Genomic DNA, 24,330 nt, shown 5'->3' on the forward strand with positions numbered 1-24,330 from the left:
GGTCCCCTGCCGATGGAACAATGCGCATGATGTTGAACATCCTGAGTGGCGGCGCGGCGCAAGGCCTGGTGCGCAGCCTTGCACCGGCGTTTGAAGCCGAAACCGGTCTCGGCATTGCCGGGGATTTTGGTGCGGTCGGCGCCATGGCCGACAAGCTCCGCGCGGGCGCTCCGACCGACATCGTCATCCTGACCGCCGCCTTGATCGCGAAGCTGGCCGACGAGGGGCTGGTTGTGCGCAGCTCGATCACCGACATCGGCCGGGTTGAAACCGCGCTTGCGGTCCGCGCGCGCGATCCGCTCGCAAAGGCGGACGATGCGGCCGGCCTGCGCGCAGCGCTGCTCGCGGCGGACGCGATCTTCGTGCCTGACACCAAGGCATCGACGGCCGGAATTCACGTCGCCAAGGTGCTGGCGCAACTCGGCATCGCTGATGTCGTCGCCGATCGGCTGAGAATCTTTCCGAACGGCGCGACGGCGATGCGGCATCTGGCGGAGTCGCGTGACCAGCGGCCGATCGGCTGCACACAATCGACCGAGATCATCAGCACCAAGGGCGTCGTGCTGTCGGGCACCCTGCCGGCAGGATGCGGGCTCGCGACCATGTACACGGCCGCCATCCCGGCGCGGGCATCGTCGGCATCGCAGGCGCAACGGCTGATCGCGCTGCTGACGTCGCCGGACGCATCCGAACTACGTAGTCAGGCTGGCTTTGTCTCCGGGCTGCCCCGGTAGCTAACGCGCCAACTGGGTGAGACCCGTCGGCGGTCCATCGACCGCAGTCCAGCCGCCGTCGACAAACAGCGTGCTGCCGCTGACATAGCTCGCCGCGTCCGATGCGAGGTAGGCGACGGCGGTGGCGACCTCGTCGGCGCTGCTCCAGCGATTGAACACGGTGTGGCCGGCATAGAGATTGTAGATGTCGGGCCGCTGCTTGAACGGGCCTGTCAGCGCGGTCTCGGCGATGCTTGGCGCGATCGCGTTGACGCGAACACCCGATCGCCCGACCTCGGACGCGAAGCCCTTAACCAGAAGACCGATCGCAGCCTTGGTCGAGCCATAGACCGCGAGCCCCGGCTCGATGGTCACGGCGCGCACCGAGGAGCAGGCAATCAGGCTGCCGCCGCGCTGCTCGACCATGATGCGGCCGAATGCCTGGAAGAACCAGACCGTGCCCTTGATGTTGAGATTGATGACGCGATCGAGATCCTCGTCGGTGTAATCGAGAATGGTCTTGCGGATATTCAGCCCCGGCGTCGTCACCGCGATGTCGATGCGCTGGAGTCCCGCCAGCGCCTTCGCGGCCAATGCCTCGACATCGGCGCGATCCGCCGCATCGCAACTGGCTGACGTTGCTGCCCGACCCTGCTGCCGGATTGCAGCAGCCGTCGCATCCGCGCCTTCCTGGGTTCGATCGGCACAGAGCACGCGCGCACCGAGTGAGGCCAGCGCCTCGGCCGATGATTTGCCGATCCCCGACGCTGCTCCCAGCACGACGGCAGTCTTGCCGGTGAGATCGAATAGCTTGCGGTAGTCGGTCATGTGACCTCCCGGGATACGAGTGACGCTCGTTTGCCTTCCATGGCGATTTCATATACTAATATATCAGTTTCGAGAGCAAGAATGCCCGACCGCGCGCCGAGAAAGTCCGAGTTCCGCAACCCCGCTGGCCACAGGCGGAGCGGCCGCCCTCGTACTGCGACTGCCGCCGCGCGCATCTATGCCGAGCTGCGCGCCGAACTCGTCTCGTTGCAGCGCAAGCCGGGTGACCCGATCCTCGAAGCCGAGATCGCGATGTCCTACGGCGTGAGCCGGACGCCCGTGCGCGAAGCCATCCTCCGCCTGTCGGATGAGGGCCTGGTGGAAATCTTCCCGCAATCCGGCATCTTCGTGTCGCGCATCCCGCTCGCGGCGCTGCCCGAGGCGATCATCGTCCGGAGGTCGCTGGAGGAAACCACGACCCGCATGGCCACTGAACGCGCGAGCAAGAGCCAGCTCCTTGGCTTGCATTCCATCCTCGCGCGCCAGCGTGAGGCCGATGCGGCCGGAGATCGCGAGGCGTTCCATCAGGCCGACGAGGCCTTTCATGCCGCCATCGCCGACATCGCGGGTTACCCGGGCATCTGGAGGCTGATCCTGCAGGTCAAGGTTCACGTCGATCGATTCCGGCGTCTCACGCTGCCGCAGCGCGGGCGAATGGCCGAAGTGATCGCCGAACACGAGGTCATCATGGCCGCGATCGATGCACGCGATGCGCCATCTGCGGCAAGCGCGATGGTCAAGCACCTGGACCGGCTGCTGGCCGACATCGGCACCACCAAACACAACAATCCGGAGTTTTTCGACCAGCTCAACTAGTCGAGCGATCCGGACCAAAAACTGCTGGAAGGAAACGCCATGGATCATGCACGCCGATCACAGCGCCGCGTTGCGGGGCTCAGCCGTCGCGATCTCATGCGGATGGGGGCCGGCCTCGGCGCGGTGGCAGCGACATCGCCGGCGCTGGCCCAGACGAAAGCCGTCTTCAAGGCATCCGACGTGCAGCCGCCGGGCTACCCGACCGTGGTGGCGACGGAAAATCTCGGCAAGAAGCTGGCGGCGGCGACCAATGGCCGGCTGTCGCTCCAGATGTTCCCCTCGATGCAGCTCGGCGGTGAGAAGGAAACCATCGAGCAGACCCAGATCGGCGCAATCCAGATGCTGCGCGTCAGCGCGGGCTCGATCGGTCCCATCGTCGACGACATCAACGTCGTCAACATGCCCTTCCTGTTCAAGAACATGGCGCATGCCGACCGGATGATGGACGGCCCGATCGGCCAGGAGCTGCTGGACAAGATCACCGCGAGCCCGAACGCCGGACTGGTCGCATTGTGCTGGATGAATTCCGGCGCGCGCAGCCTCTACAACACCAAGCACGCGATCAAGACCATCGCCGACATCAAGGGCCTCAAGTTTCGCGTCATCGGCAATCCGATCTTCATCGACATGATGAACGCGCTCGGCGGCAACGGCATCGCGATGGGTTACGACCAGGTGTTTAGCGCGTTGCAGACCGGCGTCATCGACGGCGCCGAGAACAATCCACCGAGCTACGTCTTCAGCAATCACTACACCGCAGCGAAGCACTTCTCGCTCACCGAGCACTTGATCGTTCCCGAATTGCTGGTGTTCTCGAAGCGGGCCTGGTCCGCGCTGACAGCCGATGACCAGACGCTGATCAGGAAGCTTGCCCGCGAGGCCCAGATGGAAGAGCGCGGGCTCTGGAACATCTACGAGCAGCAGGCGATGGAGAAAGCGAAAGCCGCCGGGTGCGAGATCATCGAGATTGCCGACAAGGCGCCCTTCCAGAGCGCGGTCAAGCCGGTATGGGATAAATACGGCCCGAAATACCAGGACATGATCGGACGGGTCCAGTCTGCCTGACGCGGCGCCGCACGGGAAATCGACATCCTACAGGACATGACATGGCCGGATCATATCGCCGCGCGATGGACTATCTGTACCTTGCCTGCGTCATCACGGGCTCTGCCGCGCTGATCCTGATTTCAGCAGTCATCCCCTGGGCGGTGTTCACCCGTTATGTGCTGAACAGCGCCGCGTCCTGGCCCGAACCACTCGCGGTCTTGCTCACCATCGTCGTGACGTTCATCGGTGCGGCCGCCGGATATCGGCTCAATCTGCATATGAACGTCGGCTATTTCGCCGGCAAGCTGCCCGATTCGCTCCGCAACCTCGTCGACCTCCTCGTCCAGCTGCTGATGGGGCTGATCGCGCTGTTCATGATGATCTGGGGCACTCGGCTGGTGGAGGTGACCTGGTACAACACGATCGCCGACTTCCCGTCGCTTTCGGTCGGCGTCACCTATCTTCCGATTCCGATCGGCGGCGCCTGCCTACTGCTGTTCATCATCGAACGAATTTTTCTCGGTGCGCCACCCGATCCGATCGGTGCGCATCGCGAAGCATCGATCGACTGACCGCGAGAAGCCGCCATGGACATCTCCATTCTGCTCACGACCATGCTGTTCTGCTTCCTGATCGGCATGCCGATCGCCTACTCGCTGGCGATGGCGGCCATCGTCGGCGCCTTGTGGATCGGCATTCCCCTCGAAGCGGTGATGCTGAAGATCTCCGACGGCGTCAGCAAGGTCGCGATGCTGACCATCCCGTTTTTCGTGCTGGCCGGCGCGATCATGGCCGAGGGCGGCATGGCTCGCCGCCTGGTCGCGTTTGCCGACGTGCTGGTTGGACTGACCCGTCTGCGCGGCGGCCTTTCGATCGTCAACGTGCTCGCGACGACCTTCCTGAGCGGCATCTCGGGATCGGCCGTCGCCGATACATCCGCGATCGGTTCGGTGATGATCCCGCAAATGGAAAAGAACGGCTATCCGCGGGTGTTCGCGACCAACCTGACGATCACCTCGTCGGTTCAGGCCCTGCTGGTGCCGCCGAGCCACAATGCGGTGCTCTATTCGCTTGCGACGGGCGGAACGATCTCGATCAGCGCCCTCTTCATGGCCGGCGTATTCCCGGGGCTGCTGCTCGGCTTTTCGCTGATCGTTTTGTGCCTCGCTGTCGCCTATCGCGAGAAGCACCCGCACGGCCAGACCGTTCCGGCCAAGGACGCGATACGCATTGCCATCGATGCGTCCTGGGGCCTCATCACGCTCGTGATCATCCTGGGCGGCATTCTGGGCGGCATCTTCACTGCAATCGAAGCCGGCGCAATCGCCTGCATCTGGGCCTTCTTCGTGACCATGTTCATCTATCGCGACTATCGCTGGCGCGATCTGCCGGTGCTGCTGCATCGCACGCTGCGCACCGTCGCAATGGTGATGACGCTGATCGCCTGCGCCTCCAGCGTCGGCTACATCATGGCGCTGACGCAGATGCCCGCCAAGATGACCGCGTTCTTCCTGTCGATATCAGATAACAAGTACGTCATCCTGCTCCTGATCAACGTGTTGCTGCTGGTGCTCGGCACACTCGTCGACATGGCACCGTCGATCCTGATCGCGACGCCGATCCTGCTGCCGGTCATGAAGAACTTCGGCGTCGACCCCGTGCATTTCGGCATGATCATGCTGCTCAATCTCGGCATCGGCCTGTGCCATCCGCCGGTCGGCGCGATCCTGTTCGTCGGCTGCGCGGTCGGCAAGGTCACGATCGAGCAGGTCATGCGCAAGATCTGGCCGTTCTACGCGGTGATGTTGTTCGTCCTGATGTGCGTGACGTATCTGCCGGAAATCTCGCTATGGCTGCCGCGACAGCTTCAAGTTCTGCACTGAGGGCAAGCGGCATCTTGCGCGCGCACGGCAAACGCGTCAGCATGATCCGCAGAAGCGCGCCTGCGCCAGCTCCGTCAAGAAAGGGCACCCGTCGTGAGGATCATCGACCTGAGCCGCGAGCTCTATCACCGCACACCGAGCTATCCCGGCCATCCGCCGATCATGCACGGGATGTGGAAGAACCACGAGGAAGCCCTGGCGGAGTCGCGAAACGTCTATGGCTTGGCATCGATGTTCATCTCGATGCCCGACCACGGAGGAACCCACATTGACGCGCCCCGGCATTTCGGCCCCAGCGGCATCCCGATCAATGAATATCCGCTGGAGAAGTGCATTGTGCCGGGCATCTGTCTCGACCTGCGCCACATTGCGCCGCGTGCCGAGATCACGCCGTCCGACCTCGATACGGCCGTGAAGGCCGCCGGACGGCCGATCCCAAAGGGCGGCACCGTGCTGCTCTGCACCGGCCATCACGCGCGAACCTTTCCGCGCAAGGAATATTCGACCGACAATGCCGGCGTGAATGTCGCGGCCACCGAGTGGCTGGCGAAACAAGGCATCGTTCATTTCGGCATCGACTCGATGCGGCCCGGTACCGACAGCGACGAGAACCTGCTGGTCCACAAAGCCTGCCTCGATCTCGACATCACCCATATCGAAAGCCTGTGCAATCTCGAAGCGCTGCTTGGCGAGGGGCAGTTCACCTTCATCGGCCTGCCCATGAAATGGCGCGACGGCACCGCGTCACCGATCCGCGCGATCGCGGTATTCGACCTCTAACGCACGATGCGGATGAGGGAGCTCCGATGACAGGAAGCAGATCCGCCCTTCCCTCGCGTCGTTCGGTCCTGAAGGCCGGTGGCGTGCTCGCGGTTGCCAACCTTACCGGAGGGGCCAAGGCCGCCGGCTATCCGGAACGCCCAACCAAGATCATCGTGCCGTTCGCGCCGGGCGGCCCGACCGATATCATGGCCCGCATCCTCGGCACCCATCTTGGCGAAGCGCTCGGCGGCACCATCGTGGTCGAGAACCGTCCCGGCGGCGGCGGCAATATCGGCATCGGCATCGCCGCGCATGCCGAGCCCGACGGCTATACCCTCCTGATCACGTCGAGTGCCTATGTCGTCAACCCGGGTCTTTACGCCAGGATCCCATACGATCCCGACAAGGATTTTGCGCCGATCGCCGAGCTTGGCACGTCGCCGAACGTGATCCTGGTCAATCCGAAGCTCGCCATCAATTCGATCGCCGACCTGGTCGCACGTGCCAAGGCCAACCCGGACGAGTTGAACTATGCGAGCCCAGGCCTCGGGACGACGCCGCATCTTGCCGGCGAGCTGTTCAAGATCATGGGCCGGATCCAGATGACGCATGTGCCATTCTCGGGCGCGGGTCCCGCCATCCAGGCGATCCTGAGCGGAACCACCCAGGTCGCATTCGCCGCGCTGCCGCCTGCGCATCCGCACATCGAGTCGGGCGCATTGAAAGCGCTCGCCGTCACCGGAACCCGTCGGTGGTTCGACTTGCAGGACGTGCCGACCATGATCGAGCTCGGCTACAAGGATTTCGTCTCCGACACCTTCCAGGGCTTCCTCGCACCCGCGAAAACGCCCTCCTCCGTCGTCGAATTGCTGTCGGCGAAATCGATCGAGATCCTGAAGCGGCCGAAGATCGCCGAGCAGCTGCGCAATGACGGCTTCGAGGTGCTTGCGAACGGCCCTGACGGCATGCGCAAGCGGATCGCGGACGAAGTTCCGAAATGGCGCGACATCATCGCAAAGGCCGGGATCAAGCCGGTTTAAGCAGATCAACATTGCGCGACACGCACAGCGTGTGATCTTGCGACCACTAGCCGGCATCCCTACGCTCGCCGCTCCATAACAAAAAGACAGGGAGGCGATCGTCATGACCACAAGGCGGGATTTCCTGAAAGCGGGAGCGAATGCGGCGGCGGGAATCGTGTTCTGCGGCTGCGGGATGGTCCACAACGCGAATGCGCAGCAATCGCGCCAGAAATTGCCGGTCACCGTCGACGGCAATCGCATCAAGACGATAGACATTCATTCGCATTGCCACTTCCGCGAGGCCGGCGCCCTGCTCGGCGCCGATGCCGGGAAATATCAACTGCCGCCGGTCAACGGCGCCGCGGAGGCCTTCGTCGAGATCGACAAACGCCTGGCCGCGATGGACGCGCAGGCCGTCGACATGGAGGTGCTCTCGATCAATCCGTTCTGGTATGACCGCGATCGCGATCTGGCCGGCAAGATCGTCAAAATCCAGAATGAAAAGCTCGCCGAACTCTGCGCCTCGAAGCCCGACCGCTTCGCAGCCTTCGCCTCGCTGACATTGCAGGCCCCGGACCTTGCGGTTCAGGAGCTCGAGACCGCGGTCAAGAAGCAGGGGCTGAAGGGTGCGGCGATCGGCGGTGTCGTCGACGGCGTCGAATTCTCCGATTCTAGGTTTCACCCCGTTTGGGCGAAGGCCGAGGAACTCGGTGTCCCCCTGTTCATCCATCCGCAGGGCGTGCCCGAGCTCGGCAAGCGGCTCTCCGGCAATGGCTGGCTCGGCAACACGATCGGCAATCCGCTCGAGACAACGATCGCGCTCTCGCATTTGATCTTCGAGGGCACGCTCGACCGATTCCCGGGATTGAAGATCATCGCCGCGCATGGCGGCGGCTACCTCCCATCCTATGCCGATCGCTCGGACCATCCCTGCCTGGTCGGACCCAAGGGATGCAATGCGGAGATCAAGCTGCAGAAGGCGCCGACGGAATACCTCAAGCAGATCTATTTCGACTCGCTGATCTTCACGCCCGAGGCGATCCGGCATCTCGCCGCCCAGGTCGGCGCCGGCCAGATCGTGCTGGGAAGCGACTATCCCTATCCATGGCAACTGGCGCCGGTCGATCACATCTTCGCCTGCGCGTCGCTGAGCGACGACGACAAGGCCAACATTCTCGGCCGGACCGCAGCAAGGCTGCTCGGTGTTGCCGCGTGAGGATGGCGGCGGACCGTTGGACGATATGAATCGTCGACGTGGCGCCTTGGTGCGCGACGTCGATCAATAGGCCTTCACCGTCCGGATCTCATTGCGCGGCTGGGCCGTTGGTGCCACCTGCGCGACGTTGGGCACTGGATCGGCGTAGACGGCTTCAGTCCCGGCGAACTCCGCCTGCGCCGCGTCCGATATCCATTGGACCGCGGCCGGGTGACTGACCAGCACTCCGATCAACGCAACGATCACCAGCACCGGCAAAGCGATCAGCTTGATACTGAAGCTCTCGTAGTTGCTCTCCGGATCTTGGTTGCTGTCTGGATCCTGCTGTCGGTTGTCGAACGAATCCTGCATGGATTCCTCCACCTTGCGGACGTGATCCACCAGGGGTCACTTACCGCAGGGCACGCAAGGCCGATGTGAATGGTTTCACAGGCTTTGTCCGGCTCACCGTATCGTGAAATGCGGGTCTGACCGGGGCAGCCGGAAGCGACTACTCGCCGTCGTCGGCGCCGGCGTCGACCAGCGCTTGCAGCGACTCCGGCTTCAGCACGACGATCGCGCCATGCTCGAGCCGGACCCAGCCGCGCGTGGCCCAGGCGCGGAGCTGCTTGTTGATGCTCTCGCGGGTCATGCCGACCATCTCGCTGATCTCCTGCTGGGTGATCGAGATGGTGCGCCCCTGGGGCTTGTGCTTGTCGCTGAGGCGCAGCAGCGCGCTCGCGAGGCGGCCGGGCAGATCCTGCAGGATCACCTGCTCGACCTGATCGCTGGTCCAGCGCAACCTCGCGCACAGCAGCTCGATGAACTTCATCGCCAGCGTCGGCTGGCTGCGCACGAACGGAATGAACTCGCGACGGTCGATGACGAACAGCTCGCAATTGGTGTTGGCGGTGGCGTCCGCCGTCCGCGACAGGCCGTCAAGCAGCGCGATCTCGCCGAAGATCTCTCCCGCCTCGATCAGGTTCAGGATCGCGTTGCGACCATCCGGCGACGAGATGCTGATCTTCACCGTGCCCGAGATCACCGCAATCAGGCTGGTGCCCGGATCGCCCTTGGAAAAGATCGTCGTGCCCCGCTTCAGCGTGGTGTGCTTGGCGTAGCGGCAGAGCTGATCGAATGCCTCGGGCTCGAGATCGGCGAAGTAAGGATGCTTGCGCAGCACCGACAGCTTGTTGTTCGTAAACGACGGTGCGCCGGCAGTTCGTTCTATGGGCGGCGCACCGGTCATCGTGATCCAGACTGATTGTGTTGCGTTCAATCGGCCGCCAGCAAAGCGGACACCGACAAAGCCATCGCTCAATGAAAGCAGAGAGGACTATAGCCCCGCCGGGGGCCTACAGCAACAAAGGTCCGGGCCGGCCAAAACGGATAGAGGGCATCCAAGGTACAATTTGGAATAAATTCGTGCCTATGCAACGCGCAATTGTAAGGTATCGGGCTGTCCGTGATCCGGAATATCCGGGCCGGCCACGCCCATCTCGCCTGGCGAAAACCCATCTGCGTGAGGGGTCAACGCCGCCAACTCACAGCAGCTTTCCGTCCGGCCCAAAGAACGGGTGCGGCCCGTCAAACTGACCGATCGGGACGTGGTGCGTGACCAACTGCCCAAAATCCTGGCCGGGAAACCATGTGTGCAAGTGGAACGCAGCCGGTTCCACCTTGAACGATGGTTCGCGGAGCTGCCCGAGATCGAGGTCGACCGCATGGTTCGGCGCCGGGCACAAGGTCACGGGAATCCCGGCAAAGGTCGTCAGCATGGCCCGGTGGACGTGCCCGCAGCCGATCAACCGCACCCGCGGATGACGCCTGACGATTGCGGCCAACTCGTCGGCATTGAAAAGGTCCTGCCGGTCCATATGCCAGATGCCGCCCTTGAAGGGCGGGTGATGCAGGAAAAGCAGCGCCGGCCGGTCAACTGCCGCCGCCAGCGCCGCGTCCAGCCATTGCAGCGTGGGCTCTTCGAGCATGCCGTGCGGCTTGCCGGCAACGCTTGAATCAAGCAGCAGCAGATCAACGCCATTGACCTCGATCTTCTGGTCGAGCGGTCCCGTTGCGCGAACATAGGGCGCGGCGGGAAACGCGGCGCGCATCCACTCACGCGAGTCGTGATTGCCGGGAACGCCGGCAAACGGGATGCGCAGCGGCGCGAGCAGTTGCTTGAGATAATCGTATTCCTCGACCGACGGCGTATCGACGAGGTCGCCCGAGATGACGACGAAATCGGGTGCCGGCTCGAATGCATTGAGCGCGGCCACACAGCGTTCGAGCGCCTTGGCGGTATCGACCCGGCCATAGGCCAACGCGCCCGGCGGCTTGATGTGGAGGTCGGATATCTGGGCGATGAGGACCGGTTTCGACGGCATCGATCAATCTCAGGGTTCGGAAGGCAGAAGACGAACAGCGTCGGCCGCGATCGAAAGCCCTATTCGATCACCGACTTTGGCTTGAATTGTGTTGGGCACGTCGACATTGAGCGGCTTGCTCGATGCGCCGCTCACGACAATGCGCTGCCGGTCGCCGATGAAACTGACGGAATCGACAATGCCCGAGAGCGGCCCTGCCCCGGCGTCCGTCACACGAATGGTTTCGGGACGGATCATCACGGTCGCATTCGCAGCCGTCGCGCTTCCCTCGATCGGCAGCCGTCCGCCGGGCAGCATCATGACGCCGCTCTCGATCGGAGCTTCGACGATGTTGGCCGCTCCGATGAATTCCGCCACGAAGCGATCCTTCGGCGCGAAATAGACCTCGCGCGGCGTGCCGATCTGCGCGATCGCACCTTTCCGCATCACGACAATCCGGTCGCCCAATTCCATCGCTTCGGCCTGATCGTGCGTGACATAGATCGCCGTGATTCCAAGCGCTCGCAACAGCCGGTTGAGCTCGCTCCGCAGCCGGTCCCGCAGGGCGGCGTCAAGAGCTGTCAGGGGCTCGTCGAGCAGCAATATTCCGGGCCGGATTGCGACGGCACGCGCCAATGCCACGCGCTGCCGCTGGCCGCCCGAAAGCTGGTCGATGCGGCGGTTCTCCAATCCCGTGATGTTGGTGAGCGCCACCAGCTCGGCGACGCGCGCGGCGCGTTCGCTCTTGGCAACGCCACGGATCTTCAGCCCGTAGGCGATATTGTCCGCCACCGTCATGTTGGGGAACAGGGCGTAAGACTGGAACACCATCCCGACATTGCGCCGCTCGATCGGGACCGTGGTCATGTCCTTGCCGTCAAACAGGACCCTGCCGCCGGCATCCGGCAATTCAAGGCCCGCGATGATGCGCAGCATCGTCGTCTTGCCGCAGCCGGATGGGCCAAGCAGCACCAGCGTCTCGCCGCGCGCGATGTCGAGCGTTGCGGGATCCAGCGCGCGCGTGCCGTCGGCAAAGGTTTTGCCGCAGGCCTCGATCCGAACCGCTGCACCGTGCCCCGCCGTACTCATCGCTTTTGATCCCTGTCGGCCAAGAGCTGCATCGCAACCAGCAGCGGAATGATCATCACGAAGAAGATCAGCGTGTAGGCCGAGGCCACCTCGAGCCGCATCGAGGCGTAGCTGTCGGCGAGCCCGATCGGCAATGTCTTCGTCAATGGCGTATGCAGCATCCAGGTCAGATTGAATTCGCCGAGCGAGAGCGTCACCACCATCAGCGCGCCGGCCAGAATTCCCGGCAGCGCATTGGGCACGATCACATCGCAGAAACGCCGCCACGGCGAGGCGCCCAGCGAGGCGGCGCCCTCGTCGAGCGTCCTGATGTCCACGGTGGCAAACACCGCCATCACCGACCGCACCATGAACGGCATGGTGAAGATCACGTGGCCGACCAGGATGAACAGCCAGGACCGGCGGAAATCGCCGAAGCTGCCATAGGCGAGCAACAGCGCCAGCGCGATCGCAAGCCCGGGGATCGCCAAAGGCAGCGTGATGATCTCCTCGACGATCCGGGCAAGCCGGCCTCCGCGGGTATGAAGGGCGTAGGCTGCGGGAACACCCGCAAGCAGCGTGACGGCGAGCGTCGCGAAGGCGATCACGAAGGAGAGCAGAATGGTGCCGGCATAGAGCTCCCAGACCTGCGCGACCCATTGCAGCGTCACGCCGGACTGGATGCCGCGGAAATAATTGACGGTGACGCCGGCGGAGATCGAAAGCCCTGCGGGCACCACCAGGAATGCCGCGACGAGCAGCGTGAAGACGAACTGGCTGGCGAAGATCAGGCGATCGCGCATGCTTTCACCCGGCCGCCGCGACGGCGCTGCCGCTGAACGTGCGGGCGAGCGCCAGGATGAGCCAGGTGATCAGGCCGAGCCCGACCGACAGCGCCGCGGACGTCGCGAAATTGGCGGCCAGCGTGAACTCGGTGTAGATCAGCATCGGCAGCACGTCGATGTTCGTCGCCAGCGTGAAGGCGGTACCGAAAGCGCCCATCGCAGTTGCAAACGCGATCGCGCCGGACGCGACGAATGCCGGCGCCAGCGCCGGCAGCACGACGTCACGCTGGACCGCCCAGGGGCTGGCGCCAAGCGAACGCGCGGCTTCCTCCAGACCGACATCGAGCTTCTGCACCGCCGCCATGATGGTGAGGATCACGCGCGGGATCGAGAAGTAGAGATAGCCCAGGAAGAGCCCGTAGATCGAATAGGCGAACACGAACTTCTCGCCGAAGATCCGGTTCGAAAGATCGCCGATCAGCCCTTGGCGCCCTGCCAGCAGGATGATCATGAAGCCGACCACCACGCCGGGAAACGCCAACGGAAAGGTCAGCATCGCGATCAGCACGGCCCGCCCGGGAAAGCGGTGCCGTTGCAGAAACATTCCGGCGATCGTCGCCACGATCAGGGTGACGATGGTGGTTGCCGCCGCCAGCAGCACGGTGTTGATCAGCGTCGCGCGATAGCGGCCTTCGGTCAGGATCGCGAGATATCCGGCGAGCCCGTGCGGCCCCTCGGCGCCAGCGACCACGAGGCGCGCCATCGGCAGCAGGAAGAATGCCGTGGTCACGACCGCAAGCGGCAGCAGGCAGAGCCAGACGAAGGATTTTTGCGACATCGGAAGAATGGTGCCCCAGCAAGGGGCACCATATTGCCTCAGCGAACCTCGGCGAGATAGCGGTCGACGAAGGCTTTTTGCACGTTTTCCATCTCGCCCCAGTCGACGCTCTTGGCGCGGGCGTAGTCGCTGTCGGGGAGGAATTTGCCCTTCACGGCAGCCGGCAGTTCGATCGGGCGGGCCGGCCGCAGATAGGCATTGGTCCAGATCGCCTGCCCCTTGTCGGACAAGAGATAGTCCATCACCTTCTTGGCCTTCTCCTTGTCGGGCGCGTTCTTCACGAGACCGACGACATAGGGAAACACCACCGACCCCTCGCAGGGAATCACGAACTCGAAGTTGCCCTTCTCCGAATATTTCGCGCGGTAGGCGTTGAAGTCGTAGTCGAACAGGATCGGCATCTCACCGGAGACGACGCGGGCATACGACGTCTGCTTGGGCACGATCGGATCGTTCTTGCGCAATTCCTTGAAGAAGGTGATCGCCGGATCGAAATTGGTGGGCGAGCCGCCCAGCGCCAGATTGACGGCAACCGCGCCGACATAGCCGACGGCCGCCGACGACGGATCGAGGTAGCCGACCATCCCCTTGTAGTCGGGCTTCAGGAGGTCCTTCCAGCAGGCCGGCACCGGCTTGCCGCCGAGCGCGTCCTTGTTCACGAACAGGCCGAGCGTTCCGGAGTGGATCGTGGTCCAGTAGCCATCGGGATCCTTGAGGCCGGCGGGGACCTGGTCCCAATGCGCCGGCTTGTAGGGCTCGAGCGCGTCCTGGGCCTTGGCCTTCATGCCGAAGGTGACGCCGAAATAGCCGATGTCGCCGACCGGATTGCTCTTCTCGGCCAGGATCTGGGCAAGCGCCTGGCCGGAATTCTTGTTGTCATGCGGGATGTCGTAGTTGAGGTCCGCCTTGATCGCCTTCAGCATCGAGGCCCAATCCGCCCATTCCGGCGGGCAATTGTAGCAGATCACGTCCGCCGCCCTGGCGGATTGCCACGGCGCGATCAGCGTCAGCGCCAGCAACGCTAGGACAAGGCGAACGGTCTTCATGGGAGGCTCCGGTCTGGGAGGATGCAATGCGGATTTCAACATCAACCGGGCGACCAAGTATAGGCCGCGTATGAAGGTTTTGCGACGCGCTTGCTGCCGTGCAGCAAATGCAGCGGCCCCCGACGCCAACGAGCGGATGCTCGCGAGGGCCGGTCGTTTCGCGCTAGGCTATCAACCAAGAGAGGAAGCGCCCATGTACCAGCCGCCCGGCGTCAAAACATCGCCCGATCTTCCCGTCCCCGACCTGATGAAAGCCTGGGTCCTTGGTGACCCCGACCAGCTCCAGCTCCGCGAAAAGCCGACGCCGGTGCCATCGCGTGCCGAGGTGCTGGTCCGCATCGATGCGGTTGCGATCTGCGCCACCGATCTCGAGATCATCCATGCCGGATCGCCGGCCAGCATTCAGGGCGGCGCGCCCTTCAACAAGAACTTCACGCCGGGGCACGAATACATGGGCACGGTTGCCGCGCTCGGCCCCGACGTCGACGAGTTCAGGATCGGCGAACGGGTCAGCGTCGAGATCCACGCCGGTTGCGGCCAATGCAAACGCTGCCGTCAGGGCATGTACACGTCCTGCCTCAACTATGGAAAGCCGGAAAAGGGTCACCGCGCCAACGGCTTTACGACTGACGGCGGATTCGCGGAATACGCGATCAACCACATCAACACGCTGGCGCGCGTACCGGACACCATGAGCGACGCTGAAGCGACGCTCGTGGTGACGGCCGGGACATCGATGTATGGCTTGACGGAGTTGGGGGGATTGGTGGCCGGCGAGAGTGTCGTGGTGATCGGCCCGGGGCCGATCGGACTTCTCGCAGTTGCTGTGGCCAAGGCGCTTGGCGCAAGCCCGGTCATCCTGACCGGAACGCGCAACAAGCGGCTGGCGATCGGCGGGGAGCTGGGGGCCGACCGCGTCATCAACATCAACGACGAAGACGCCGTCGAGGTCGTGAAGCAACTAACAGGGGGGATCGGTGCAGACTATGTCCTCGAATGTGCCGGCACCGAAGCGACACTCAACCAGGCCATTCACATGACCAATCGCGGCGGCAAGATCTGTCTGGCCGCCTTCCCTCATGAGGCCGCGACGCTGGACATCGCCCACCTCGTTCGAAACAACATCTACGCTTATGGGATCCGCGGCGAAGGCCGCAGCGCAACTCACCGCGCCATGGAATTGATGGCAGCCAAGCGGTTCGACGCCACCAGGATCCACACGCATACGTTTCCGCTGGGTGATCTGCCGACGGCACTCAGATATGCTCGGGACCGCGTCGATGACGCGATCAAGGTCGTTGTCACCAATCGCAGGGCCGACGCGATGATCGCGAGCGCCGCGGAATAGACGAGCGTCCCGTTCACACCGAACAATAGCGCTCCTTGATCTCGTCATCGGCCAGCAACGCTTGCGCCGACGCCTGGTGCACCACCGACCCCTGATCCAGCACGTAGGCTCGATCGGCGATACCAAGCGCGAGCTCAACGTTCTGCTCGACCAGCAGAACCGTCGTCCCCTGCGCCTTCATGCTGCGGAACAGCTCGAACATCTCGTCGACCAGCACCGGCATGATGCCCTCCGAGGGTTCATCCAGCATGATCAGGTCGGGCTTTGCGATCATCGCCCGCGCGATCGCCAGCATCTGCTGCTCCCCGCCGGACATCGTGACGGCCTCCTGGTCCATGCGCTCGGCCAATCGCGGGAAAATCACGGCGATTTCGTCGACCAGCTCGGCTTCCCGCTTCTTCTCCCTCGATGCGACCAGCCCGAGCCGCAGATTCTCCCGCACGGTCAGGCCCTGCACAATCCGCCGCTCCTCCGGCACGTAGGCCAGTCCCAACGCGAAGCGCACATGCGCCGGCTGGCGCAGCAGCTCCTCACCCTTGAAGGTGACCGAGCCGCGCGCCCGCCCCATCAGCCCCATGATCGACTTCAGCGTCGTCGTCTTGCCGGCCCCGTTGCGGCCGATCAGACAGACGATTTCGCCTTTCGTGACCTCGAGACTGATGTCCTGCAGCGCGTGGCTTGCGCCATACCAGGCATTGAGCTTGCTGATCTGCAGCATGCCGTCAGTGCTCCCGCTGGCCAAGATAGACCCGCTTCACCGCCTCGTTCTGCCGGACCTCCTGTGGCGTGCCCTCGGCCAGCAACTCTCCGTGGTGCAGCACGAGGATGCGATCGCTGATCCCGAGCACCAGCTTCATCTTGTGCTCGACCAGGATGACCGTTCGCTCTTTTGCAAGCTTCACGATCAGATCCATCATGGTTCGGGTTTCTTCCGGGCTCATGCCGGCCGTCGGCTCGTCCAGCAGCAGCAAACGCGGTTGGCTCGCAAGCGCCATGCCGATCTCCAGCGCCCGCTGCTCACCATGCGCCAACGTCTTGGCCGCGCGTTCCCGGGACTCCCACAGCCCGACCAGCGCCAGCAGTTCGTCCGCCCGCTCGACAAGTTCGGTCAACCGCGCACGTGGGCGCCAGATGTCGTATCGCGACACCAGGGCCTGCAGGCCGACCCGGATGTTCTCTCGCGTCGTGAGTTGGGGAAACACGCTGGTGATCTGAAACGATTTTGCGATCCCCATGTGCGCAAAGCGATGCTGCGGCAGGCCGGTGACATCCTTGCCCTCGAATTCAACACTGCCCTTTGTTGGAGGAAAGGCGCCGCACAGCAAATTGAAATAGGTGCTCTTTCCAGCCCCGTTCGGACCAATGATGGAGGTGATCGCTCCCCTGGAGAACTCGGCCGAGATATTGTTGAGCGCGACGAACTTCCCGAACGTCTTGCCGACGCCCCGGGTGCGCAGAATGATTTCTTTCGATTGGCCCTCTGCGGCGCTCATCGTCTGCTCCGCGCGATCAGCGTGCCCCAGATTCCGGCCGGGAAGAACAGCACACAAGCGATGAAGATGGCGCCTACGATCAGCTGCCAGTGAACCGTCCACACCGAGACCACGTTCTCCAGCACCAGGAACACCGCCGCGCCGATCATCGGCCCGAAGAACGTCCCCATGCCGCCCAGCAGAGCGATCATCACGACCAGGCCCGACGTCTCGTAGTGCAGTATCTCGATCGGAACGATCGACAGATGCAGGGCCTGCAACGCGCCCGCGAGGCCGCAGAAGCCGCCCGACAAGACGAAGGTCAGCAATCGGGTTTTGGTCACGTCATAGCCCGACGCGCGGGCACGCGTCTCGTTCTCGCGAACCGCTTCAATGACGGCGCCAAATGGCGAGGCGAGAATGCGCGACATCACGAAGAACGCGGCAATCACGAACGCCGCAATGACGTAGTACCGGATCATCGGATTGATGAAGTCGATCCGCAGGCCGAACAGATCGATGGTGCGGACGTTGATGCCGCGGAGGCCGTTTTCGCCGCCGGTCAGGTCGACCGCCTGATAGAACAGGTAATAGACACACTGCGACAGCGCCATGGTCACCATGGCGAAGTAGATGCCGCGGGTCCTGATCGCGAGCACGCCGATCAACAGCGCCATCAGCAGACCGCCCGCAACCCCGGCCGCGATCGCCGCATACCATGGCCAGCCGAAGTGCACGATGGCAATGCCACAGAGGTACGCACCCGTCCCGAACAGCGCCGCATGCCCAAAGGACAGGAGACCGAGATAGCCGAACACCAGGTTGAAGCCGAGGGCGTACAAGCCGTAGATCAGGATGTTCACGGCGAGCGCCGTGAACGGCATCACCAGCGGAAAGACCAGGATCACCGCGGCCACAATGCTGGCCCGGTGCCGCGTTGCGAACTCGTACCAGCTGACGGTCGCGGTGCGGGGCTCCTTGATGGATTCGGTGGCGTCGGTCATGGCCGGCTCAGCTCATCAATCCGGCGCGGCCGAAGAAGCCCTGGGGACGAACGATCAGGACGATCGCCATCAGGGCAAAGATCGAAACCTTGGCCATCTCGGGCGCAAACAGCGACGTCATGCTGACCACCACGCCGACCAGCAGCCCTGCCAGCACGGCGCCGCCGATCGACCCCATGCCTCCCACGACCGTCACCACGAAGGCCTCGGCGAGGATCGTGCCGCCCATCTCCGGGATGACGCCCTGGAGCGGGGCAGCCAACAGGCCGGCGAAGCCCGCGATCGCGGTACCTATCCCGAACACGATCAACCAGACCCGGGACACATCGACCCCGAGGACGCGGACGATCTGCGGGTCGCGCGCGCCGGCGCGAATGATGAGCCCGAAGCTGGTCTTCTCCAGGAACAGCCAAAGCGCCAGCAGCACGACGGCCGTCGCCCCGATCACGAACAGGCGGTAGAGCGGAAAGTATCCGACGCCGATGTTGACGGCGCCTTGAAGGACCTCCGGCGTATCGAAGGGATATCCGGTCTTGCCAAAGGCGATGCGTACGCATTCGACCATCACGTAGCTCAGCCCGAAGGTCAGCAGCAGCGGATAGTCGATGCCGCGGCCGTAAAGCGGCCGGATCAGCACGCGCTCGACGGCGAGGCCGAACAGGCCGATCAGGATCGGCACGGCGACCAGGCAGATCCAGAAATTGCCGCCGATCGAGATCAGATAGAGCCCGACATAGGCGCCGACCATGTAGAAGGCACCATGGGCGAAGTTGACGACGGTCAACATCCCGAAGATCAGCGAGAGCCCGATCGCAAACAGCACATAGATGGCGCCGAGCGCCAGCCCGGCGAACAATTGCAGCGCAATCAGGTCAAAGCTCAGGCCCGCCATTTGTCCTCCTGGATACGGCGCGCGCCGCCGAGGCACGCGCCGCCGCGCGAGTTCAAGCCTTGTGGCCGAGCGCTTCGCAGCTGCGCAGGTTCTTCTCGTTGGGTTCTTCGGTCGACAGAACCTCGAACACGTCGGACTCGTTCTTCATGTCCTTGGACTTCGACTTGATCACGAGCACCGATTGCACCGATTGGTGGTCGCATTTGCGATAGTATTGCGGGCCCTTGTAGTAGTCGTACTTCAGGGCTTCCAGCGCCGCGACGACCTTGTCGGTCTCCACGCTGCCGGCGCTCTTGACCGCCTCGAGCACGGTCCGAACACCGCCATAGCCGAGGGCACCGTAGTCGGTCGGCAACTTGCCGTCATACATCTTGCGGAACGCATCGTTGAACGCCTTGGTCGAGGCGAACTTGTCCTCGATACCCCAGTAGAACGAGCAGCCGCCGACGACACCCTCGAATGCCTGCGGACCCGCCGCGACGCGGCTGGCATGCGACAGCAGCGGTGCGATGATCTGGATGGACTTCTTGATGCCGAAGTCGGTGGCCTGTTTCAGCGCAATTTGCTGGTCGCGGCCGAAATTGCTGATGCAGAGAATATCGGGCTTCAGCGCCTGGAGACGGGGCAGCAGGGTGGAGAAGTCGGTCGTGCCCAGCGGATGACGGACGTCACCGAGGTTCTCGATGTTGAATTCCTTGCCGACCTCGAGGAAGCCGCGCACCATCTCGTGGCCGTAGGCGTAATCCGCCGTGAGGAATGCGACCTTCTTGCCGAACTTGGTGAAGGCGTAACGGCCGACCGCGCCCGACGTCATGTGCGGATTCAGCGCTTCGTGAAACGTGAACTTGCTAAAGTCCGCCGCCTCGTTGATGGCGTCGGACTGGCTGATCGAATTGAAGATGACGCCGCGTTCCTTGGTGACATTGTTGATCGCGAGCTGAACCGCAGCCGACAGACTGCCGACGACGAAATTCACCTTCTCCTTCTCGACCAGCTCCAGGGTCCGCGTCGCCGCCTCACCGGGATTGAGCTTGTCGTCCCGCACGACGAGTTCGGCCTTGCGGCCGTTGAGACCACCGGCATCATTGAACTGGGCGACGGCGAGTTGCCCCGCACGCACCTGATCCTGGGCCTCGGCGCCATACGGACCGGTCAAGGGAACGGGGAAGCCGATCTTGATCGGTGCTTCCTCCGCCCGCACCAGATTGATGCGGAAAGGCGAGACGGCAAGAACGGCGCCGGCACTTGCCGTCGTCAGCAGACGACGCCGCGATATCGATCCAGCTTTGGTGACCTTGTTCGTCATGACTATTCCTCCCCAAGAACTGTCTGTGCAGTGTCTGTGTTTTGCTTATCGTATTGTCTTTGCCCGGAACGTCTCCACCTCAGATTCGTCCCAAGGCCGTCAGGATAACCTGAGGCGTCAGCGGAATCTCGGTAATTATTGCGCCGAACGGCCGGAGCGCGTCGTTGACCGCGTTGGCAACCGCAGCCGCCGCACCGGCCGTCCCCGCCTCGCCCGCCCCTTTGGCTCCCAGCTCCGATTCCTGCGTCGGAGACACCACGTGGCCGATCTCGATGTCCGGCATCTCGCCCGACATCGGGACCAGATAGTCCGCCATGTTGGCGTTGGTCAGCTGACCGCGCTCGTCATAGATGCACTTCTCGAACAGCGCCGCGCCGAGCCCCTGCACGACTCCGCCCCGGATCTGCTCGTCGACCAGTTGCGGGTTGATGATGGTGCCGCAGTCTTCGACAACCCAATGCTTCAACAGCGTCACGAATCCGGTCTCTACATCGACCTCGAGCCACGAGGCCTGAATGCCGTTGGTGAACGCAAAGGGATACTGGCGCGGAACGAAATGTCGCGTCGCTATCAACTCGGCCTGAATGCCCGGCGGAAGGGTGTCCGGTCGAAAATAGACGATCCGCGCCAGCTCGTTCAGCTCGATGCGCGGCGTACCGTCGTCGGCGTTGACGATGCTGTTGTTGACGATATCGAGCCCGGCCGGCGTCGATTGCAGGATGGCTGCGGCGACATCCAGAATATTCCGGCGCAGAGCCTTGGCAGCCTGCAACGCGGCTTCGCCACCGATTCCGGCTCCGCGCGAGGCCCAGGTGCCGCCACCGTAGGGCGTATTGTCGGTGTCGCCCAGGATCACCCGGACCCGCTCCATCGAAACACCAAGCACGCTGCCGACGATCTGGGCCGTCAGCGATTCCGACCCTTGTCCCTGTTCCGTGATGCTGGTCTGGCAAATCACCGAGCCTTGCGCGTCGAGCCGAACCGCAACGCCATCCTGCGAGGAAATCTTCGCACCGCCGACCCCATAGAAAGCAGCGCTGGGGTTGGTCACCTCGATGAAGCTGGCGATTCCGATGCCTCGGTGGACGTTCCTGGCGCGCAAGGCCGCTTGCTCGGCACGCAACGCGTCGTAGTCCATCATCTGCAGCAGCTTGGCCAACGAGGCGTGATGCGAGAGCTGCTCGAACCTCATGCCCGAGGGGGATGCGCAGGGATAGGCATCGTCGGCGATCAAATTGCGCCGGCGGATTTCGACCGGGTCCATGCCGATCCTTGCTGCGGCAAGGTCGACCAGGCCTTCGGTGACCGAACAGGCGATCGGGTGCCCAACCGCCCGGTACTGGCACATGACGTTCTTGTTCTGGAACACGACCCGCGCCCGCGCCCGATAGTTCGGGGTGACATACGGACCACCAACCAGATTGACCACCTGATTGGCCTCAATGGCGCTGGTGCGCGGATACATCGAATAGGGACCGATCCCCGTGAGATCATCGATCTCGAAGGCCGTGATGGTGCCGTCGGGCCTGACGCCGATCCGCCCCCTGCATCGATGATCGCGGGCATGAATGTCCGTGTTGAAGCTCTCGACGCGGTCAGCCACGAATTTGACCGGACGCCGCAGCAGCTTGGACAGCGCGTAGGTCGCCATCTCGTCGGCGTAGATATGGACCTTGATGCCGAACGAGCCGCCGACGTCCTTGCAAACCACCCGGACCTGCGCCTCTCTCAATCCGAGATGCAGGGCTGCGATGTTCTGCACCATGTGGGGCGCCTGCGTGCCCTGATAGATCGTGAGCCGCGCCTCGGCCGCATTCCAGTCCGCGACGACGGCGCGCGGTTCAAGCGTCACGCCGGTGTGGCGCCCGAACACGAAATCGGCCTCGACGACATCTGACTCCGACAATGCGCGGTCGACGTCGCCGGCATCGAGCGTCCGTTCAAAGGCGAGATTGTCACCGAGCGAGGCGTGAATGACTGGGGTCGCGGGATCGAGCGCCGTGCACATGTCCGTGACCGCCTCGAGCTCCTCGTATTCGACGGCAATATGCTCCATGGCATCTTCAGCCGCAGCACGGCTGGTCGCGACGATCGCGGCAACAGCCTCACCCTGCCAGCAGACCCGGTCGACCGCGATCGCGTGCTGCGGCGCCGACTTCAATCCCTTCAGATGCGAGAGCACACCCACCCACGGCGTGATGACGGCCTCGAGCTCACGACCGGTGACGATGGAAATGACGCCGGACATGCGCTTCGCAGCGTCGGCATCGATCATCACGATTTTGGCGTGGGCATGCGGCGACCGCAGGAAGACCACGTGCGCCATCCGCGGCATTTCCAGGTCGCTGACATATTGCCCGCGCCCTTGCAGCAACCTGTCGAGGTTCGGTCGTGGCACCGTCTTGCCGATGTAGGAATTCGGGCGATCGAGCACCGAAAGCGTATCTGTCGCGCGGGTCTCGGTCATGCCGGCCGCTCCGCGCGCGTCCTGGCTGTCGCTTCGACAGCGTCCACGATGGCCTGATAGCCGGTGCAGCGGCAATAATTGCCGGACAGATGTTCGCGGATCGTTTGACGGTCGGGAACTAGCGTCTGCTTCAGTAGGTCCTGCGCCGTCATCAGCATCGCAGGCGTGCAATAGCCGCACTGCAACGCATTGCGTTCGCGAAATGCCGCCTGAAGATCGGCGATCTCACCGCTGTCCGACAGCCCCTCGATTGTCTCGACCGACGCGCCCTGCGCCTGGACCGTCAGCATCAGGCAGGAGCGAACGATCTCGCCATCGATCCGGACCGTACAGGCACCACAGACGCCGTGCTCGCAACCGACATGGGTTCCGGTCAGCTTGAGGTTTTCGCGGAGGAAATCAGCGAGATTGAGCCGCGGCAAGACAAGGGCATCGATGGGCTCGCCGTTGACCCGAAGCGAGACCGATACCGGAGCGCTCACGTAGCCGCTCCCGCTTCCAGCTCGGGCCTCGCGAGCAACGCGGCGACGCAGCGGCGGAGCAAGACTGCGGCGAGGTGTCGGCGCATCGCCGCGGTAGCCTGCTGGTCCTCCTGTGGGTCGAGTTCATCGGCCAGCGCTGTCGCCGCTTCTGCCAGCAATGCGGGCGTCACGGATGCATTGACCAGCTTGCCGGCCGCTGCTGCGAGCAGAGGCCGGTCACCAACCGCAAAGAAGCCGAGCCGAAGATCCGTGAATCCGCCGACAGCGACAACAGCACGCGCGGCGAGACCGACGATGGCGTAGTCACCATGCCGCCGCGCGTACTCCTGGAAGAAGAACGTCGAACCTTGGCCTGCGACCGGCAGCTCGATCGCGACGAGCAATTCATCCGGCGACAACGCGGTTTCGTAGATTCCCTTGAAAAATTCGGTCGCAGCGATCCGGCGCTCGCCGGCCGGGCCGCGAATAACGACCGTTGCGTCAAGTGCGACAACGCAGGGCGGCAGTTCGGACGCCGGATCTGCATGCGCCAGGCTACCGCCAATCGTTCCGCGATTGCGAATGGCGGGATGAGCAACGTGGGCAACGGCATCCCGCAGCAGCGGCGCGTGCAGCGCAATCTCCGGCGATCTGAGCATGTCGACATGCCGGGTCAGCGCACCGACCACCAGCACGTTTCCCCTTACCGCGATCCCGCGCAACTCGGCGAGGCCGCCGATATCGACCAGAATGTCCGGGGACAGGAGCCGCAGGTTCATCGCCGGCATCAGGCTCTGGCCACCCGACAGAACCTTCGCCCTGTCGCCATGCGCGGCAAGCAACTCCAGCGCGTTCACGACGCTGGTCGCGCGGGCATAGGCGAAAGCCGCAGCTTTCATGTGGGCGTGGCCTCCCGGCCCAATTTTGGTTTGCCCGATTAGAGGGCCGCCCTGTTCAAAGGTCAAGCTTGTTTATCGAGTGATTATTTGCGCGGCAGGGCTTGTCTTCGCCCTG

At 63.5% G+C, this 24,330-nt stretch carries 25 protein-coding genes; 9 read left to right on the forward strand and 16 right to left on the reverse strand.

Annotation, left to right across the window (positions count from 1 at the left end; genetic code table 11):
- The first annotated feature begins 26 nt into the window (after positions 1-26).
- Positions 27-734: a molybdate ABC transporter substrate-binding protein gene (locus BI327_RS06865; RefSeq protein WP_076859294.1), complete on the forward strand. Its 708-nt coding sequence runs from the start codon at positions 27-29 to the stop codon at positions 732-734.
- Here the strand turns inward: BI327_RS06865 and BI327_RS06870 are convergent, their stop codons facing one another.
- Positions 735-1,541 carry an SDR family NAD(P)-dependent oxidoreductase gene (locus tag BI327_RS06870; RefSeq protein ID WP_076858942.1) on the reverse strand — a complete coding sequence of 269 codons (807 nt, stop codon included), beginning with the start codon at positions 1,539-1,541 and terminating at the stop codon, positions 735-737.
- An 81-nt stretch (positions 1,542-1,622) separates the two neighbouring features.
- Here BI327_RS06870 and BI327_RS06875 point away from each other — a divergent pair, with 81 nt between their 5' ends.
- From BI327_RS06875 to BI327_RS06905, 7 genes are all read left to right on the forward strand, one after another.
- Positions 1,623-2,357 (forward strand): GntR family transcriptional regulator, encoded by a 735-nt coding sequence (locus BI327_RS06875; protein WP_076858943.1) that lies wholly within the window; start codon positions 1,623-1,625, stop codon positions 2,355-2,357.
- A 39-nt stretch (positions 2,358-2,396) separates the two neighbouring features.
- On the forward strand, positions 2,397-3,422 hold the full coding sequence (locus BI327_RS06880) for a TRAP transporter substrate-binding protein (protein WP_245334729.1): 1,026 nt from the start codon (positions 2,397-2,399) through the stop codon (positions 3,420-3,422).
- Between the two features lie 41 nt (positions 3,423-3,463).
- Positions 3,464-3,976: a TRAP transporter small permease gene (locus BI327_RS06885; RefSeq protein WP_076858945.1), complete on the forward strand. Its 513-nt coding sequence runs from the start codon at positions 3,464-3,466 to the stop codon at positions 3,974-3,976.
- Positions 3,977-3,991: 15 nt separating this feature from the next.
- Positions 3,992-5,287 carry a TRAP transporter large permease gene (locus BI327_RS06890; protein ID WP_076858946.1) on the forward strand — a complete coding sequence of 432 codons (1,296 nt, stop codon included), beginning with the start codon at positions 3,992-3,994 and terminating at the stop codon, positions 5,285-5,287.
- A 93-nt stretch (positions 5,288-5,380) separates the two neighbouring features.
- Complete coding sequence (locus BI327_RS06895; protein WP_076858947.1) at positions 5,381-6,067, forward strand: cyclase family protein; 687 nt, start codon at positions 5,381-5,383, stop codon at positions 6,065-6,067.
- A 26-nt stretch (positions 6,068-6,093) separates the two neighbouring features.
- Positions 6,094-7,089 (forward strand): Bug family tripartite tricarboxylate transporter substrate binding protein, encoded by a 996-nt coding sequence (locus tag BI327_RS06900; protein WP_076858948.1) that lies wholly within the window; start codon positions 6,094-6,096, stop codon positions 7,087-7,089.
- Between the two features lie 103 nt (positions 7,090-7,192).
- Positions 7,193-8,287 carry an amidohydrolase family protein gene (locus BI327_RS06905; RefSeq protein WP_076858949.1) on the forward strand — a complete coding sequence of 365 codons (1,095 nt, stop codon included), beginning with the start codon at positions 7,193-7,195 and terminating at the stop codon, positions 8,285-8,287.
- 63 nt (positions 8,288-8,350) lie between these two features.
- Here BI327_RS06905 and BI327_RS06910 read toward each other — a convergent pair whose 3' ends face one another.
- The 7 genes from BI327_RS06910 to BI327_RS06940 form a co-directional block, all read right to left on the reverse strand.
- Complete coding sequence (locus BI327_RS06910) at positions 8,351-8,638, reverse strand: hypothetical protein (protein ID WP_143271549.1); 288 nt, start codon at positions 8,636-8,638, stop codon at positions 8,351-8,353.
- A gap of 139 nt (positions 8,639-8,777) precedes the next feature.
- The gene (locus tag BI327_RS06915) at positions 8,778-9,515 is read right to left on the reverse strand and encodes a Crp/Fnr family transcriptional regulator (protein ID WP_076858951.1); all 738 of its coding nucleotides are present in this window, start codon (positions 9,513-9,515) and stop codon (positions 8,778-8,780) included.
- A gap of 295 nt (positions 9,516-9,810) precedes the next feature.
- Entirely contained in the window at positions 9,811-10,650 is an 840-nt protein-coding gene (locus tag BI327_RS06920; RefSeq protein ID WP_076858952.1) for a phosphodiesterase, read from the reverse strand.
- A 9-nt stretch (positions 10,651-10,659) separates the two neighbouring features.
- On the reverse strand, positions 10,660-11,718 hold the full coding sequence (locus BI327_RS06925) for an ABC transporter ATP-binding protein (RefSeq protein WP_076858953.1): 1,059 nt from the start codon (positions 11,716-11,718) through the stop codon (positions 10,660-10,662).
- Entirely contained in the window at positions 11,715-12,500 is a 786-nt protein-coding gene (locus BI327_RS06930) for an ABC transporter permease (RefSeq protein WP_076858954.1), read from the reverse strand. The genes BI327_RS06925 and BI327_RS06930 overlap by 4 nt, the downstream gene beginning before the upstream one ends.
- Positions 12,501-12,504: 4 nt before the next feature.
- Positions 12,505-13,320: an ABC transporter permease gene (locus tag BI327_RS06935; RefSeq protein ID WP_076858955.1), complete on the reverse strand. Its 816-nt coding sequence runs from the start codon at positions 13,318-13,320 to the stop codon at positions 12,505-12,507.
- Between the two features lie 38 nt (positions 13,321-13,358).
- Complete coding sequence (locus BI327_RS06940; RefSeq protein WP_076858956.1) at positions 13,359-14,366, reverse strand: ABC transporter substrate-binding protein; 1,008 nt, start codon at positions 14,364-14,366, stop codon at positions 13,359-13,361.
- Here BI327_RS06940 and BI327_RS06945 point away from each other — a divergent pair.
- Positions 14,365-15,714, forward strand: coding sequence for a zinc-dependent alcohol dehydrogenase (locus BI327_RS06945; RefSeq protein ID WP_245334730.1), 1,350 nt, complete (start codon positions 14,365-14,367; stop codon positions 15,712-15,714). The genes BI327_RS06940 and BI327_RS06945 overlap by 2 nt on opposite strands.
- 13 nt (positions 15,715-15,727) lie before the next feature.
- On the opposite strand, the gene BI327_RS06950 is transcribed toward BI327_RS06945, so the two are convergent.
- The 8 genes from BI327_RS06950 to BI327_RS06985 form a co-directional block, all read right to left on the reverse strand.
- Positions 15,728-16,432 carry an ABC transporter ATP-binding protein gene (locus BI327_RS06950; protein WP_076859296.1) on the reverse strand — a complete coding sequence of 235 codons (705 nt, stop codon included), beginning with the start codon at positions 16,430-16,432 and terminating at the stop codon, positions 15,728-15,730.
- A gap of 4 nt (positions 16,433-16,436) precedes the next feature.
- The gene (locus tag BI327_RS06955) at positions 16,437-17,207 is read right to left on the reverse strand and encodes an ABC transporter ATP-binding protein (protein WP_076858958.1); all 771 of its coding nucleotides are present in this window, start codon (positions 17,205-17,207) and stop codon (positions 16,437-16,439) included.
- Positions 17,204-18,190, reverse strand: a complete 987-nt coding sequence (locus tag BI327_RS06960) for a branched-chain amino acid ABC transporter permease (protein WP_076858959.1) — start codon at positions 18,188-18,190, stop codon at positions 17,204-17,206. The genes BI327_RS06955 and BI327_RS06960 overlap by 4 nt, the downstream gene beginning before the upstream one ends.
- 7 nt (positions 18,191-18,197) lie before the next feature.
- Positions 18,198-19,082 (reverse strand): branched-chain amino acid ABC transporter permease, encoded by an 885-nt coding sequence (locus tag BI327_RS06965; RefSeq protein WP_076858960.1) that lies wholly within the window; start codon positions 19,080-19,082, stop codon positions 18,198-18,200.
- 52 nt (positions 19,083-19,134) lie between these two features.
- The gene (locus BI327_RS06970) at positions 19,135-20,388 is read right to left on the reverse strand and encodes an ABC transporter substrate-binding protein (protein ID WP_076858961.1); all 1,254 of its coding nucleotides are present in this window, start codon (positions 20,386-20,388) and stop codon (positions 19,135-19,137) included.
- A 79-nt stretch (positions 20,389-20,467) separates the two neighbouring features.
- Positions 20,468-22,855, reverse strand: a complete 2,388-nt coding sequence (locus tag BI327_RS06975; protein WP_076858962.1) for a xanthine dehydrogenase family protein molybdopterin-binding subunit — start codon at positions 22,853-22,855, stop codon at positions 20,468-20,470.
- Positions 22,852-23,337: a (2Fe-2S)-binding protein gene (locus BI327_RS06980; protein ID WP_076858963.1), complete on the reverse strand. Its 486-nt coding sequence runs from the start codon at positions 23,335-23,337 to the stop codon at positions 22,852-22,854. The genes BI327_RS06975 and BI327_RS06980 overlap by 4 nt, the downstream gene beginning before the upstream one ends.
- Complete coding sequence (locus tag BI327_RS06985) at positions 23,334-24,215, reverse strand: FAD binding domain-containing protein (protein WP_076858964.1); 882 nt, start codon at positions 24,213-24,215, stop codon at positions 23,334-23,336. Before BI327_RS06985 ends, BI327_RS06980 begins: the two co-directional genes overlap by 4 nt.
- Positions 24,216-24,330: the final 115 nt, after the last annotated feature.

The organism is Bradyrhizobium mercantei (genome assembly GCF_001982635.1).
Lineage (GTDB): Bacteria > Pseudomonadota > Alphaproteobacteria > Rhizobiales > Xanthobacteraceae > Bradyrhizobium > Bradyrhizobium mercantei.